Origin of the sequence: aff. Roholtiella sp. LEGE 12411 (assembly GCF_015206995.1) — a bacterium.
Lineage (GTDB): Bacteria > Cyanobacteriota > Cyanobacteriia > Cyanobacteriales > Nostocaceae > Komarekiella.
The window spans coordinates 1-14,465 of sequence record NZ_JADEXR010000144.1; the positions used below are offsets into that span (position 1 = coordinate 1).

Consider the following 14,465-nt stretch of genomic DNA (forward strand, 5'->3'; position numbering starts at 1 on the left):
CCCATGCCCCATGCCCCATCCCCTTGTAGCATAATCGAGCCATCCCTTAACACCACCAAAATGCTACTTCGGTATGGCGACAGCCTGATGGACGAATCAGGTAAATTAAAGATAAGTAAAGAAAACACTAATTGAACTAAATGACCGCTCTCAGTTTACAGGAAATCTCTACTCAGTTAGAAAGTCCGAATTTACGCGATCGCATGGTAGCCCTTGCCAATCTGCGTCACGTTTCTCCTGAAGACGCAGTACCTTTGATTAAAAAGGTATTGGACGATGAATCTTTGCAACTACGCTCCATGGCAATATTTGCTCTGGGAATCAAGCCTACGGAAGAATCTTACCCGCTTTTGGTGAGAATTTTGGAAACTGACCCAGATTATGGTATTCGCGCTGATGCCGCAGGAGCTTTAGGATATTTAGGTGATACCAGAGCCTTTGAGGTGCTGTCACGGGCGTTTTATGAAGATACTGATTGGTTAGTACGCTTTAGCGCAGCCGTTTCTCTAGGCAACATTAAAGACCCCCGCGCCCACGAAATCCTCATTAAAGCCTTGGATAGCGAAGAAGTAGTCTTGCAACAAGCTGCAATCTCTGCTTTGGGAGAAATTCAAGACATTGATTCGGTAGATCATATCCTGCGGTTTGCTCAATCAGATGATTGGTTAGTGCGACAACGCCTCGCAGAAGCCTTGGGACATCTTCCTACTCCCAAGAGTATCTCTGCTTTAAAATACTTAGAAAAAGACAACCACAACCACGTTGCTGAAGCAGCGAGGTTTTCTCTTAAGAAACTTGAGGAAACAGGCAATCAAGCTTAACATCAGATCCTGCTACCTTTTAATAATAAGTGGGGTTTTTAGCATTTTGATGCAGGGTAATTTCATTCATGAATATTGAAGAATTTTTTCAGTTGAGTGCAGGTAAATGGTTTTCCCATCGTACTAGTCACCATTTGGCTGACAAGCAATTTGAACATGGCAAATCAGACATCATCATTGAAACGTTAGCAGTAGATCATCCAGAGGTGATCAAACTGTGTCAAATGTACGAAATTGCTCCTGATTCAGCATCTTGTGGCGCTAGAGTTACTTGGAACGGCACAGAACCAGAAAAATCCAATGGTTATACTGTATTAGTTTCAATACCTGATGCAGATAATTCTACTGAAGGCAAGTTACTGCGGCAAATGGATCATGCCGAGAAAACCCTAGTAGTCAGACGCTATAAAATAGACAGCGATGATGCTTTGACCTTAACCACAGAGTATGGAACCATCTGGTCTGAGGAGCGCCTGTGGTTTGCTAGTCCCAATTTGCGAATGCGGACGAGTGTTCTAAAGCGTTCTGACGGTTTTAGTGTAGCTTCTTTCACTTCTGAGATTCGCATGGGTGGTTCTCCACCAGCTGCGAAAGCTTCCGAAACAGCTAATTCAGCATCGAGTTAGTGTTGCTATTTAATAAACCCCCCTTTCTGGGGGGAATCACAGGGCAAACGCATGTGTGACTCGTTCCTAAGCCAATATATAACTTACTCTAATCTCGCGGCAAGATATGCGTTTTAGCCGCAGACCCTTTGAGATGAGTATAGGCGAAAAGGACTATGAAAATGCTTAAAAATCAGGGTTAACCTAACACACCCAAAGGCGCACGTCCGGATCTAAATCTGGTTGATTTGATGACGCACCCTAGCGAAACAGAGCCGACTTAAAAGGCTAAAGGCATCGCTTGAGAACAAAAAAGAAAGGTTGAGGTAAATTTTTATAATCCATAATTCCTAATACAGTATTCTCATCTACTTTCTTAAAGGAATCATTGATCGGCAAATAATCATAAATCATCGTAGCAGTGACTTTTTCTCTATACTCCATCATTCGCAGTCTGGCTTGACTTTTATCGGTTTTGAGTAAAGAATTAATCAACATCAGCAATGGTTTGAGGGAATTATTTTTGGGTATCGGCAATTTCAAAACCCAGCTCATTAAACTGGGATTAGGCGCAACCTGAAAAATCTTTCCCTGACTATCTAAAAATAATAACGGGTGAACATTTTCCGCATCTACAAATTCCTTGCCATACCAATTAGAACTTTCTAATAAACCATCCATTGGATGATCTGTATGCAGTCCAGACCCTTGCCAACGACCCAACATAAAGTCTAAATTCACTGGTTCAAGAGTGTCAAACAATTGTAAAGCTCTTTGTGTCGTAGTTTTACCCGTTTTCAGAATCAGCTGACAGTCTTCTAATGTTTCCATTATTGTTGTCCTTGTATCCATGTATCCATAATTATGCCAAAACCAAGCCTGTAATGCTCATTTTCTCGTTATGTGATCGACCCGACGATGTGCGTACAGCCTTGCACTGCTAACGCGTTCCCCCTTATCCCGCTCACCAGAGGCGGGGCACTCACCTGAAGCCGTATCTGTCCGCAACGGCATCCGCCTTCCCAAGGCAAATTCCAGTCGTTCATGATATGCCGCCTCCGTTCTCTATCCATGTTCATTCTTAACTAAGAATAATATTTTAGGACTTACGCAACTGGCACACAAGGATTCTGGTATAAGAGTCAAGGGTCAAGGGGAGCCACTGCGTTGGGCGGCTCTGCCGACTTAAAGCAAGTGGCGTTCAAGAATCAAGGTTTTTTGGACTTTTGACCTTTGACTCTGGACAACCTCAACGAAAAAAATATGACACTTGCGTAAGTCCTGTATTTTATGGATTATCTGCAAATACAAAAAAGGGAAGAGAAAGCAACATGGAATCGAATACTTTTGTTGTTTATCTAATCAGTCAGCGTCTTAATTTTGGGAAATTAGATGTGACGAGTAGAAACCTACTATTTCATACCAAGCAGAGGTAGCAGCAGCAGAATCGTAGCGATAACCGTCATCGCGCATGAAGGTATGTTCTGCTTCATACAAAAGAATTTGGTGAGATACCCTAGCATTTTCAAGTGCTTCAATTAGGATTTTACGGTCATTTTCCGGCACATGCGGGTCAAGAGTACCGAGCACAATTAGCATCTCACCTTTGATTTCACTCACCCTCTGGATTGTATCAGCTACACCCTTCCCCAACTTGCCACTGGGAATCCCAGTAGGATAGCAGCAGACTGCTGCTTTCACTTCACTCATGAAAGCTGCCCGGAAAGCTAAGTGTCCACCAATGCAAAAGCCGAGAGTACCTATTTGCTCTGGAGAAACTGAACTTTCTGTTTGAAGAAATTCAATCACGGCATGGCAATCAGCATCATAATCAGCTACTAGAGTTTGACGAGCATTATCATTACCCCGCATCCGTCCAATGTCGTCTGGCTCAATAACTAGACCAACTGGCTCAGTTCGGTGGAAAATTTCCGGGGCTGCCACTACATAGCCATATCCTGCTAAGTAGTTAGCTAGACGAATCATTGCACCACCTAACTGATAAATATCACTAAGAAACAGAATGCCTGGGTAAACTCCTGTTGCTTTGGGAGCCGCTACATAAACACGCATTAAACTGTCGTTTACTCTCAACTCGACATTGCGTTTGGTGATTTGCACTGTTCTGTCTCCATCTGGTGCTTGCTTTGATTAGCTTCGCCACTCGTTTTCGCTCTTGCTATTTTTGCAAAGCGAATCAATCTGTTTCACCGCGTTGAACAAGCTAAATCCTATCTGTATATTTAGCAAATGCACCCTTGACACTCCATTGCACCGAATAAATGTACCTTGACTGTCACCCAAAAATAGTATTAATTACTACATTTTGGTGTTTAGATGTTCATTTTATAGCTGAATACATGTCAGTTCAAAATAAATTTGCCGCTGCTTATGAGAATTGCTCTGACTGAAGCTAATTATTGCCCATTACCTGCGGATTATCAGCGCTCAACTTTACTAGTACTTCCTAACCCGTACAAAGACTGATTAGGCACAAGTTGACTTTCAAAACGGCTATAAACAATTTGGGTAGGATACCAAGGAGAAAACCAGTACAAATCTTGAATCACTTTATGAGGTTTACTGGTGTCTGCCAATTCAAATTTAACTAGGGCCAAATTATTTAATCCAACCACTTCTCGTCCCTCTTGAAACCAGGGTAAGTTCCAGAACATTAGCCGCTGTAACCACTTCCAGTTGTCGTTTCTTGCTTGTTGTTTGGTAGTGATTAACCACGGGATATTGGCTCCAAAGTCAGGCGTCCGAGTGTTTTGTCGAGGAATCCACTCCAATGCACAATACCAATCGGGTTTCATTTGTGGCTGCTGATGGGGGCGGGATTGTCTGGCTTTTTGTTCTACCATATTGAGTGGATTAGACCATCCTATCCACCGTCTTACCTTTTCCGGTAAAAGCCAGTCTTTCAATCGTGTATGGATGATCCGAGTAATAGTCTCTTCATTCTTCATAGCACTAGCGGTTAACTGCACTAAGACAGATTGCGCTTGCGAATTTGGAGAAGTGCCTACACAAGACATGCGAACAACAGAACCGTAGTGGATATCTCCAGACAGAACAACAACTTGTTGGCGTTGCTCAAACAGAGTAGTTATAAATTGCGACAATGCTTCAGTATGAATATTCCAGGAATCTCCAACATCAGCGGCAAACACTTTGTCGCGTCGTAATTGCCAATGGTGAATCCAATCAATTACTTTTAAGCTAAAGAGATTTGTAGGTGCAATCACTAATGTGGCTTGAATCTGAGGTGCTTGTTGTAGAGGTAAAGAGAGTTGTTGCTCAAAGCCTTGGGGGCATAACAGCATTGGTGGCGCAGTCGGTTTGTCATCGGCAGGATAGCCCCGCCATGTGCGCGTATCTAAAACAATCACTTCATGGCAATGACTCCGTACCGTGTAGTGCCAGATAAGTGCTTCAGGATGTCGTTCTAGCACCAACATAGAACCGTCTTGAACAAACTCAGGTAGGCTAGTGCGTGGGTTGGTAAGTGGCATCCCTACATAACGGGCGATCGCATTATATGCTGCGACATCCGTACCTTGGGAAGCAGACCAGTCCTGAGCAGCCGCCAACAATTTTTCACCAGGTTGACCAGCTTCAAATTGCTTGGGTGTATTGCCCCATGCTTGAGAAACTGCATAGGCTAACAGGGCGTTTTGAACGGTTCTCTGCCCCAAAGGTCGTCCCAGTACTCGTAAACACCATGCCTGATTGAGATTCCAATCATCGCTGACATCATGGTCATCAAAAATACTATACACAGGAACATTGGCGAGGGCGCGTCGCACTTTCCAGAGGGTGTGGATAAATTGGCGCATCTCTTGAACTTCCCGATCCCATAGCCGACGCGTTTGGCGATCGCTCATCATATCGCGCCCTTTGGGGAAAGTAGTCGGCCAGCACACAGGCGACCAAACTAATAGGTAAGATGCGTAATACTCGCCAAGACCCAGAAGATGACTAGCGACTTTGGCATCTTTATTGTGCAATCCGGCTGTAAAGCCAGCTTGGTAAGTCGCAATTTCAACTCGTTGTCCGGGAGGTAATTGCTTGGGTGTGTAATACGCAACATCTGTAGGTTTATTCTGAGTGACTGGTAGCCGTTCTTCCCAGCCTAGCAGCGCGTCGCCAAGCATACTAGATACCCACAATAGTGGCGCGGCAACATCGTCTCCATAAATCTGATCGCCAGTGAAAAAAAGCTGATGCGGACGCTGTTCTGGTTGGTTTGCAGCTTCCTCAATTAGGCAATCTAAAATGGGCAGTGCATCGAACCCATGACCGTGGGGTTTGCGACAGGAGCCATGCACAATTCGTAAATCTTGGAGACGGCTGGGCGGCAGAACAAACGTTGGTTTTTGATGTTCAAAATAGCTGATATTGACATTGGGAAAGCGGTTTGAACACAAGGCTTGCTGCAAAGATTGCTGATGGGAGGTTTGGTCAGTAAACAAGAGGTCGTAAGCATATATGCGATCGCTAGTTAGGCGATGTCTGCCCGTAGACTGAGCCGTTACTGCCATAATATGAAATGATTTTCCCAGCGCAACTGTAGAGCGTCTTCCTTCTAACAAAGAATTTCCTAACACTGTACCGTCATTCGTTGTCTCGTAAACCTGAAGTTCTACTTGACAAGGCTGTTTGAGTGCGATCCAGACCGTCACAGATTCCGGTTCAACATGTTGTAGGATTGGCCCCGCTAAAATCAGCGGTAGATCTTGTAAAAACTCGTCCTCAGATTGATTGTTCATTGCAAAACCTAAGATGAGGGTTCGTGTCATGGTGGGCAAATTAGTACAACATTGCCTACAACTAAAGCTTGTAGTATGTGACTGACACGGCTCAAACCCTGATTATTTTGTACTAGCACAGCTTAACTTTGCCTAATTAGAAGTGAAATAGGCAAAGTTAATGTATAAAAACCGAGAGTTGAAACATTTACACAGTAATGCTTTGCGAGCCACTCTGCCTTTGATCTTATGAATTATCATATTATCCCAGACTGTAGACGTTGTGATCCATAGCTTACAAAGTTTAGATCCCTAAATTGTTTGATTAGATAGCATGACCCCATACCTCAGTTTGATGGGATAAATTGACTGTGGTAACAAGTTAAGGCTTCAATAAGTAGGCGATCGCTAAAGAGTCTTCTTATTTTCGCGTTTTAGTGCCAAATTAATATGATTGTTCTGGTAATGGGTGTATCTGGGTCTGGCAAAACTACCATCGGGCTTCTGCTGGCGGATGCATTACACTGGGAATTTAAAGACGCTGACGCTTTCCATTCGCCAGCAAACATTGAGAAAATGCGGCTTGGTATTCCCCTAAGTGATGCCGACAGGATACCCTGGTTGCAAGATTTGCAAAGAGCGATCGCCCAGTGGCTGCAAGAAGATAAAAATGTAGTGTTAGCATGTTCAGCACTCAAAGCTAGCTATCGCCAGTTTTTGTTATTGGATAGCGATCGCATCAAGCTAGTTTACCTCAAAGGGTCTTTTGAGGTCATTCAAAATCGATTACAAGAACGCCACAATCACTTTATGAGCGAAAAACTTCTCAAAAGCCAGTTTGATGCCCTTGAAGAGCCACCTGATGCTATAAGTGCCGATGTTTCTGATCCCCCAGAAATGATCGTGGATTATCTCAAGACATATTTTGCATAGACATCTTGCAAAGGGTATTTTTGCAAGATGTTGGCTAAAGGTTAAGGTGAGCTTTTAACGAAAGGTACTCGTTATGCCTTAAAAGAAACAATCTAGTTTCCTAAAAGTAGGCGTACTGACGGAGTGAGCAAGGTAGCGCGAGGGTTGTGGTTGATTCGTTTTTCATCTTTCGTTAAAGCTTCCCATGCGCTCACAAGGAACAATGAAAATGATGCTGGAACGATTTTGCGTTGTTTCAGCCTCTATTTTCCACTCAGGTCTAGTGATGTTTTCTAAAGTTGATGTGTGGCTAGAAATGCTTCGACTTCAGCAGATGTTGGTTGAGAAGCGATCGCTCCTGGTTTAATGGTAGTTAGCGCTCCAACGGCACTGGCGTAGGTCACGATGCGTTTTGCTGTTTGTCCATCCCGCAAGCTGTGGATACCATGTTGACTCAGCTGGTGGATGAACCCTGCTAGAAAGCTATCTCCTGCACCTGTTGTATCGACTACGGGGATGGAAAACGAAGGTAATTTGTCCTCGTTTTCACCCAGACAATAAGCACAACCGTTTTCGCCGTCTGTCACCAGCACCCCTTCAACTGAAGCTAGGCGATAAGTAATGGCTCCTGGATCGGAGGTATCAAAAAGCCATTCGGCTTCTTCTTTGGATAGTTTGAGAAAATCGACTCGCTTCAATGATTCTTGAATTTTTTGGCGAGCCATATTTGAATCTTGCCAAAATACAGGACGCCAATTTACATCTAGCACTATCTTCAGGTCGTATTGTTCTGCCAGTTCTAGGGCGCGGTGAATTGCCTGCTCACTTTCAGGATAGGCTAATTCCAAAGTACCCAAAACCAGAAAATCTGCCTCTTGAAACAGCAAATTTGGCAATTTCTTGGCTTGTAGGCGGGTGTCGGCAAATTCTGCGGTGTTATACTGACCAAATCCAGCAAAAGTGCGATCGCCTGCTAAATCCCGTGTTACATAAACTTGTCGCGTTGGCGCTGTGGGATGACGTTGCACCCCCGTAGCATCTACACCTACTTCTTGTAATAGCTTGACCAGTGCATTCCCTGGGTCATCTTCACCAACTGCTCCGATAAATCCTGCTGGCGTCCCTAACTTTACTAAAGCACAAGCTACGTTAGCTGGTGCTCCTCCTGGGTAAGGAGTCCAAGATTGAACTTCTTCCAGGCTTAGCCCCAATTGATCGGCTAAACAATCAAACAAAATTTCACCGAGGCACAAAACACGGGGATTGCTCATTTTAGATTTTTGATTTTGCGAAAAGTTGAGCCTGTCGCGTGCAGAAACAAGTCAGAGCGCCGACTTTCGGCGTCTGGTTCTGCCAACGCCAGGAGCGAACACAAGCTTGGTGGGCGATCTGAACCTCTCCCAAAGGAAGAAGCCCGCCTACGGCGGATGATAATTTTCCAGTATAAAATCTACAATGATCTTTGCTCATTTGTCGCCAGTCCTTCATAGAATGAAATAGCAATTTTTACTACTGCCATATCATGTGTATGCTCTAGCAAATCGTTTTTTATGCCCCATAATTTTACGGCGTACATACACATTAATTTGCATTATTTAATACATAAAATATGTGTGGTTTAGATTGCTGTCAATTTGAAATCCAAAGAAAATATTGATAATGGTATTGCCGTGAACACTTGAAACCCCTACCTACAAAAGAATCTTCTAGAATTAGAAAGAGTGATTAAGTACATATACCAAGGGAGGATAGAAATAGTTATGGCTGGTGGCGAGTCTCAGACCCCTGTTAGTCTGTCAGACAGAGAACTGCAAATTATCGACTTAGTGGCCGCTGGCTTAACTAACCAAGAAATTGCAGGAAAACTGGAAATTAGCAAGCGTACAGTAGATAACCATATCAGTAATATTCTGACTAAGACCCAGACAGAAAATCGAGTAGCTCTTGTCCGCTGGGCTTTACAGTGGGGCAAAGTCTGTTTGAATGATGTGAACTGCTGTCTTCTGCCTAACCAGAACGAATAAACAATTTGCTAGTAGCGACGCGATTAATCTGCTCTGGTATGCTGAAAACCCAATTTTGAGATTTACTAATTGTTCTCCTCACGCCTTTATTTCAGTGTGATTACCTCTACCAATTCCGCATCCTTCACTTAGTGGGAGTTTACGCTAATGGAGCCAGCTAACTCTCAGAAGCGGAAGCTATAGATTCAGAATTCCTCTCAAAATGCTACAGAACAGATTACTAACCTATTGGTTCTGGATAAAGCAGTTTTCTTTCCATCGGTACTATTATGTTTCTTTAGGAAAAATAATTAGTACTGATGGAAAATTTCCTCTGTACCAACTGACATTTACAAAAACGAAAAGAAAACCTACTACAACAAGAGTGGGGAACGAGCAGTTTCTCAAGTCGGTGAAACTGCCCTTATGAATAACATATTGCCAAAATCCGTAAAGATTTTTATTGGAGAATATAGCGTCCTAACTTTGTTGTCAACGAATCATCAACAAAAATTAGCAACAATCCACTGGCTCAAGCGTTACATTTGAAAGAAATCTATGTTGCTCCATAGGCTTGGGGAGCAGTGTTCCTATGAATACTTCTGCTTCTGCTAAAGGTGATTCATCTGCCTTTGACTTTTTTGGTTTTGATTTGACGATACCTCTATCTGGTAAAGTTCCGAGCCTCGAAAAGCGACTTACGGACTTTCCGCAACCCACACAAGATGCTGATTTACTCAAACAGCTATCGTTTATTCCAGGGTTGAAAGAAATTTTGATGCTGCGACAGGTTCACGCCCTGGAACACGCAACTGTTTGGGTTCTGGGTGAATCAAAAAGCGTCTATCCTCTCCCACTAGGGGCTACTAATATTCAAGTTGATAACGAACTATTAAGCGGTTTATCTACCGAACAGGGCTTCTACCTCTATGGTGAAGTCAATATTAGTGATTTGCGGCGGGCGATCGCACTTGCTCAACATCGCCTAACCAGTGGAGAATGGGATTTGGCCATACATCCCCGTTGCGGCACTAATTTATCAGTAGCAATGCTCTTAACAGCTGGACTAGCTGTGGGGGTACATCTTCTGCTACCGTTCCGACCAATTGAGCAACTGATAGGTTTAGGCTTAGCAGCGACGACAGCAGCTGAACTTGCACCTGATTTAGGTTCTGTGGCGCAGCGTTACTTAACAACTGCCATTCCCTTTAACCTAGCAATCGAAAATATTACCCGTACACGCGACGTTTGGGGACGACAGGGGCATTTTGTTAAAGTATGCTGGCAAAATTAATTAGAAGAAGGGGAGTCAAAAGTCAAAAGTCAAGAGTCAAGGGTCAAAAGTCAAGAGTCAAGAGTCAGTATCCATTTCCCTTTTGCTCCCCCACTCCCCACTCATATAAAAAAAGTGTCTAATGAGAAAGCTTTACTTCTTACTCCCTGGAACAGATGGCAAATTTGCTTGCGGTGGCTTGTTTGCAGAGTTAAAAACAGTTAATCTTGCTCAGCACTTTTGTAGTGCTGATGTTGTAACTTATCGTCAACGAGAAAAAGACAAGCTTTTCATAGATGATTTGCTAAAAGAGAAAAATTTAAATGATGTAATTTTTGTCATTAGCTGGGGATTTGATGTTCCTAAACTTGTCACTAGGCTCAAATTATACAACGTAGTTTACCATGCCCATAGTGCAGGTTATCCGTTCATGCTACCTGCGAGTATTCCGATTATTAGTGTGAGTCGAAATACAATGGGATATTGGGGACAAAAATCACCCAATTCTCTGATTTATTATTTGCCTAATCAAATTGCTGATGAATTTCAAAATTTACATATTGAGCGAGATATTGATGTTTTAGTTCAAACTCGCAAATCTTCTGAGTATTTAATTAAAGAATTGATTCCGGCGTTGCAAAACAAATGTAAAGTATTTGTCGTTGATTCCTATGTAGAAGATTTACCTGGATTATTTAATAGGACTAAGGTTTATCTCTATGATTCTGCTGAATATTGGGCGAAACAGCGTGTGAGTGAAGGATTTGGACTGCAACCAATGGAAGCGATCGCCTGCGGTTGTCAAGTCTTTTCTAGTGTCAATGGTGGATTGTCTGATTATTTAGATCCGGGATTTAATTGTTATAAAATTGCCGGATATTCTCAAGAATATGATATAAAACGTATTTTAAAAGTGGTTAATTTTTCAATATCGGTATCATTTAATAAAGAGCTTTTGGCTGAGTATAGAACTGAAAATATTATTCAACGTTTCCAAATGATAGTGAATGAATTAAATGATTTTTTTGACCACAAAATCCAGCAGCCATCCAATATTAAAAGTTTGACGAAAATACGTGTGGCAAAATTAATGGCGCGAAGGATATACGATAAGCTGAATAAAAAATACTTCAATGATTAATATTGTGGTGCGGTGTGAGAAAGATTGATAAACCACACAAAGAAGAGAGGAAGTTCATGAGTCGGCGGTTATTAGTAACAGGGGGTGCGGGGTTTATTGGGGCAAATTTTGTGCATCACTGGTGTCAGGTTTATCCACATGACCGAGTGGTAGTGTTGGATGCTCTTACATACGCTGGAAATCGTTGTAATTTAGGGCTATTTGAAGGAAGAGAAAATTTTCGGTTTGTACAAGGGAATATTTGCGATCGCTCTGTTATAGAACAGTTATTAGCAACAGAAAATATTGATATCATCGCCCATTTTGCTGCTGAATCTCATGTTGATCGCTCAATTCTCAAACCAGCCGCTTTTGTGCAAACCAATGTGGTGGGAACTTTCACCCTCCTAGAAGCTTTTCGGCAACATTTACAGGCAAAATCAGACCCGTCTCATTATCGTTTCCTGCACGTTTCTACTGATGAAGTTTACGGTAGTCTGAACCCAGATGAGCCAGCTTTTTGTGAAACAACACCCTACGCTCCTAATAGTCCATATTCAGCCTCGAAAGCTGGCAGTGATCACTTAGTTCGTGCTTATTACCATACTTACAAACTCCCGACAATCATCACAAATTGCTCTAATAATTACGGGCCCTATCAATTTCCTGAAAAACTCATTCCATTAATGTGTATCAACACCTTAATGGGTAAGCCATTACCAATTTATGGTGATGGGAAAAATGTACGAGATTGGCTTTATGTAGGCGATCATTGTCATGCTTTAGATGTGGTGATTAATCAAGGTAAACCAGGGGAAACTTACAATATTGGTGGGAACAATGAGGTGGAAAATATCAATCTAGTAGAGATTTTGTGCCAGTTAATAGATGAATTAGCACCTGACTTACCAGTTTGTCCCTCAAAGCAGTTAGTTACTTTCGTCAAAGATAGACCAGGACATGACCGGAGATATGCAATTAATGCGAACAAAATAAAAAATCAACTTGGATGGACGCCTTCAGTCACAATTGCTGAGGGCTTACGTTTAACTGTTGAATGGTATCTCACTCATCGTGATTGGTGGGAAACTCTTTTGTCTGCGGAATACCAAGCTTTCTACCGCCAAAATTATCTTCAATCTGCAAATGATCGTTGACACTAAGTTTGGTTCTCGGATTATATCCCTCCTACAGTCTCGCTAGATAATGTCTATCCTTGAATAGTAAGGAAATTAGATCAGCGTAAATTGCAAGCAGGTGTCAGATGCTGCAAGCAGAGCAGATATTACAAGAGCGTTATCAAATCCAACGCCAACTCGGCAATAATGGAATTCGTCAAACTTGGCTAGCAACGGATTTACGAGCTTCCGATGCAGAGAATTCCTTAGTTGTGGTTAAACTTTTGGCTTTTGGCGGTACTGCTCGCCAAGCGTTAGATGCTCTCAAATCTGGTCTTGCTATCAAACCTGTCAAGAATCAGCTTTTACCATTAAAAGAAGTCACCAACAATTCTGGATGCGGAATCAATAATCACACTGAAGCTGTCCCAGAAGAAATTATGGGGTGGAATTGGGGAGCATTTCTATTACCTTGGTTATGGTTGTGGACTAATCAAGTATGGTTTGGGCTATTCTGTTTTGTACCCCAAATTGGCTGGGTAATGGCGATCGCTCTCGGTGCAAAGGGCAATGAATGGGCTTGGAAAAGTAGACAGTGGCGCAGTATTGAGCACTTCAAAGCCCATCAAAGGGGCTGGGCGATCGCCGGTGTCCTCATTGGAGCACCTATTAGTATTGCATTGTGGACTTGGGCGATCGCTTTGCTCAAATCTGCATTGTAAACAGAAGTAAGTCAGGAGTATTTTCAACTGGGAATTTGGTTTGGGGAAAAGGTTAGTGGGTTTGGGTTAAAGGTTTTTCTTTCCCCTTTTCCCTTAAACGACAAGTATTTCCCCCACTTCTCCACTTCCTGACTCCAGTTCTAACTACTCACTTGAGATTCAATTACACCCACAGGACAAGCAACGTTTGTACCACCCAAGCCACAATAACCATTGGGGTTTTTAGCTAGGTACTGTTGATGGTAAGATTCTGCGTAGTAGAATTCAGGTGCATCCAAGATTTCTGTGGTAATCTCGCCATAACCTGATTTGTAGAGAGCTTGCTGATAAGCTTCCCATGATGCTTTTGCTAGCTGCTTTTGACTTTCGGAATACACGTAAATTCCAGAACGGTACTGAGTGCCAGTGTCATTACCCTGACGCATTCCTTGGGTGGGGTTGTGGCTTTCCCAGAAGACTTTCAGTAGTTCGGCGTAACTAATTTCTTTAGGGTCAAACACAACTAACACCACTTCGTTGTGACCAGTTCGTCCGCTACACACTTCTTCATAGGTAGGGTTAGGCGTGAACCCAGCAGCATAACCTACTGCGGTGGCGTAAACTCCCTTAAGTTGCCAAAATTTACGTTCTGCACCCCAAAAACAGCCCAAACCAAATAACGCCTTTTCCAATCCATCGGGATAAGGTGGTTTTAGGGGATTCTTGTTGACATAGTGATGAGCGGGTATCTGTATAGACTGTGCCCTTCCTGGTAAAGCTTCTTCAGGAGTAGGCATAACCTGTTTTTTACCAAATCCAAATAGCACCATTGATTCTTACTCTGATATACATCTTTACCTTATTTAATATTGTAAAGATTTTAGCGATCGCTTGGGATTTTCTCGAAATCCTCAATAACGTAAGTAGAGCAACTAAATTGTTGATGCAGAATAGGAAACTTTTTTTGTACTTTCAGAGCAACTAGCTAACCTTGCGATCGCTTCGTATACAAAAGCTCTAGATTTCATAAATGCTAAAACTTTTCGGAGACTGACACAACACAGATATGTGCTATGGTAATCCGATTTGATTCGTGAACTGACTCGTAGAGACAGGGAATGGAGAATGGGGCATGGGGCATGGAGAAGAAGTAATAAAGAT

Annotated in this window: 12 protein-coding genes and 1 pseudogene; 8 read left to right on the forward strand and 5 right to left on the reverse strand. The window is 42.6% G+C overall.

The features are described 5' to 3' along the window. The first annotated feature begins 140 nt into the window (after nucleotides 1-140). Both IQ246_RS23430 and IQ246_RS23435 read left to right on the forward strand, forming a co-directional pair. Nucleotides 141-821 carry a HEAT repeat domain-containing protein gene (locus IQ246_RS23430; protein WP_194005734.1) on the forward strand — a complete coding sequence of 227 codons (681 nt, stop codon included), beginning with the start codon at nucleotides 141-143 and terminating at the stop codon, nucleotides 819-821. Nucleotides 822-889: 68 nt separating this feature from the next. Further along, on the forward strand, nucleotides 890-1,447 hold the full coding sequence (locus IQ246_RS23435; protein ID WP_194005735.1) for a phycobiliprotein lyase: 558 nt from the start codon (nucleotides 890-892) through the stop codon (nucleotides 1,445-1,447). A 267-nt stretch (nucleotides 1,448-1,714) separates the two neighbouring features. On the opposite strand, the gene IQ246_RS23440 is transcribed toward IQ246_RS23435, so the two are convergent. The 3 genes from IQ246_RS23440 to IQ246_RS23450 all read right to left on the reverse strand — a co-directional run bounded on the left by IQ246_RS23440 (nucleotide 1,715) and on the right by IQ246_RS23450 (nucleotide 6,228). Further along, the gene (locus IQ246_RS23440) at nucleotides 1,715-2,257 is read right to left on the reverse strand and encodes a DUF4334 domain-containing protein (protein WP_194005736.1); all 543 of its coding nucleotides are present in this window, start codon (nucleotides 2,255-2,257) and stop codon (nucleotides 1,715-1,717) included. A gap of 543 nt (nucleotides 2,258-2,800) precedes the next feature. Beyond that, nucleotides 2,801-3,547 carry a dienelactone hydrolase family protein gene (locus tag IQ246_RS23445; protein WP_194005737.1) on the reverse strand — a complete coding sequence of 249 codons (747 nt, stop codon included), beginning with the start codon at nucleotides 3,545-3,547 and terminating at the stop codon, nucleotides 2,801-2,803. Nucleotides 3,548-3,867: 320 nt separating this feature from the next. Next, nucleotides 3,868-6,228: a PhoD-like phosphatase gene (locus IQ246_RS23450; RefSeq protein ID WP_370588537.1), complete on the reverse strand. Its 2,361-nt coding sequence runs from the start codon at nucleotides 6,226-6,228 to the stop codon at nucleotides 3,868-3,870. A 399-nt stretch (nucleotides 6,229-6,627) separates the two neighbouring features. Between IQ246_RS23450 and IQ246_RS23455 the strand changes: the two genes are divergently transcribed. After that, a complete protein-coding gene (locus IQ246_RS23455) occupies nucleotides 6,628-7,110 on the forward strand; it encodes a gluconokinase (RefSeq protein WP_194005738.1) in 483 nt (160 codons plus the stop codon). Between the two features lie 272 nt (nucleotides 7,111-7,382). Here IQ246_RS23455 and IQ246_RS23460 read toward each other — a convergent pair whose 3' ends face one another. Next, nucleotides 7,383-8,360, reverse strand: a complete 978-nt coding sequence (locus tag IQ246_RS23460; RefSeq protein ID WP_194005739.1) for a carbohydrate kinase — start codon at nucleotides 8,358-8,360, stop codon at nucleotides 7,383-7,385. A gap of 489 nt (nucleotides 8,361-8,849) precedes the next feature. On the opposite strand from IQ246_RS23460, the gene IQ246_RS23465 reads away from it, so the two are divergent. From IQ246_RS23465 to IQ246_RS23485, 5 genes and pseudogenes are all read left to right on the forward strand, one after another. Further along, nucleotides 8,850-9,113, forward strand: coding sequence for a helix-turn-helix transcriptional regulator (locus IQ246_RS23465; protein WP_194005746.1), 264 nt, complete (start codon nucleotides 8,850-8,852; stop codon nucleotides 9,111-9,113). Nucleotides 9,114-9,684: 571 nt separating this feature from the next. Then, nucleotides 9,685-10,386 carry a DUF6391 domain-containing protein gene (locus IQ246_RS23470; protein WP_194005740.1) on the forward strand — a complete coding sequence of 234 codons (702 nt, stop codon included), beginning with the start codon at nucleotides 9,685-9,687 and terminating at the stop codon, nucleotides 10,384-10,386. 121 nt (nucleotides 10,387-10,507) lie between these two features. Continuing rightward, on the forward strand, nucleotides 10,508-11,506 hold the full coding sequence (locus IQ246_RS23475; RefSeq protein ID WP_194005741.1) for a glycosyltransferase: 999 nt from the start codon (nucleotides 10,508-10,510) through the stop codon (nucleotides 11,504-11,506). A gap of 56 nt (nucleotides 11,507-11,562) precedes the next feature. After that, the gene (gene rfbB / locus IQ246_RS23480) at nucleotides 11,563-12,642 is read left to right on the forward strand and encodes a dTDP-glucose 4,6-dehydratase (protein WP_194005742.1); all 1,080 of its coding nucleotides are present in this window, start codon (nucleotides 11,563-11,565) and stop codon (nucleotides 12,640-12,642) included. 260 nt (nucleotides 12,643-12,902) lie between these two features. Further along, nucleotides 12,903-13,325, forward strand: a pseudogene (locus IQ246_RS23485) (serine/threonine protein kinase); the annotation flags it as partial. A gap of 140 nt (nucleotides 13,326-13,465) precedes the next feature. On the opposite strand, the gene msrA reads toward IQ246_RS23485, so the two are convergent. Then, a complete protein-coding gene (msrA, locus tag IQ246_RS23490; RefSeq protein WP_194005744.1) occupies nucleotides 13,466-14,134 on the reverse strand; it encodes a peptide-methionine (S)-S-oxide reductase MsrA in 669 nt (222 codons plus the stop codon). Nucleotides 14,135-14,465 lie beyond the last annotated feature (331 nt).

Coding starts and splice junctions, on each gene's coding strand:
- IQ246_RS23435 (WP_194005735.1), top strand. CDS start 890: ATGAATATTGAAGAATTTTTTCAGTTGAGTGCAGGTAAATGGTTTTCC.
- IQ246_RS23455 (WP_194005738.1), top strand. CDS start 6,628: ATGATTGTTCTGGTAATGGGTGTATCTGGGTCTGGCAAAACTACCATC.
- IQ246_RS23440 (WP_194005736.1), bottom strand. CDS start 2,257: ATGGAAACATTAGAAGACTGTCAGCTGATTCTGAAAACGGGTAAAACT.
- msrA (WP_194005744.1), bottom strand. CDS start 14,134: ATGGTGCTATTTGGATTTGGTAAAAAACAGGTTATGCCTACTCCTGAA.
- rfbB (WP_194005742.1), top strand. CDS start 11,563: ATGAGTCGGCGGTTATTAGTAACAGGGGGTGCGGGGTTTATTGGGGCA.
- IQ246_RS23460 (WP_194005739.1), bottom strand. CDS start 8,360: ATGAGCAATCCCCGTGTTTTGTGCCTCGGTGAAATTTTGTTTGATTGT.
- IQ246_RS23470 (WP_194005740.1), top strand. CDS start 9,685: ATGAATACTTCTGCTTCTGCTAAAGGTGATTCATCTGCCTTTGACTTT.
- IQ246_RS23430 (WP_194005734.1), top strand. CDS start 141: ATGACCGCTCTCAGTTTACAGGAAATCTCTACTCAGTTAGAAAGTCCG.
- IQ246_RS23465 (WP_194005746.1), top strand. CDS start 8,850: ATGGCTGGTGGCGAGTCTCAGACCCCTGTTAGTCTGTCAGACAGAGAA.
- IQ246_RS23475 (WP_194005741.1), top strand. CDS start 10,508: ATGAGAAAGCTTTACTTCTTACTCCCTGGAACAGATGGCAAATTTGCT.
- IQ246_RS23450 (WP_370588537.1), bottom strand. CDS start 6,228: ATGACACGAACCCTCATCTTAGGTTTTGCAATGAACAATCAATCTGAG.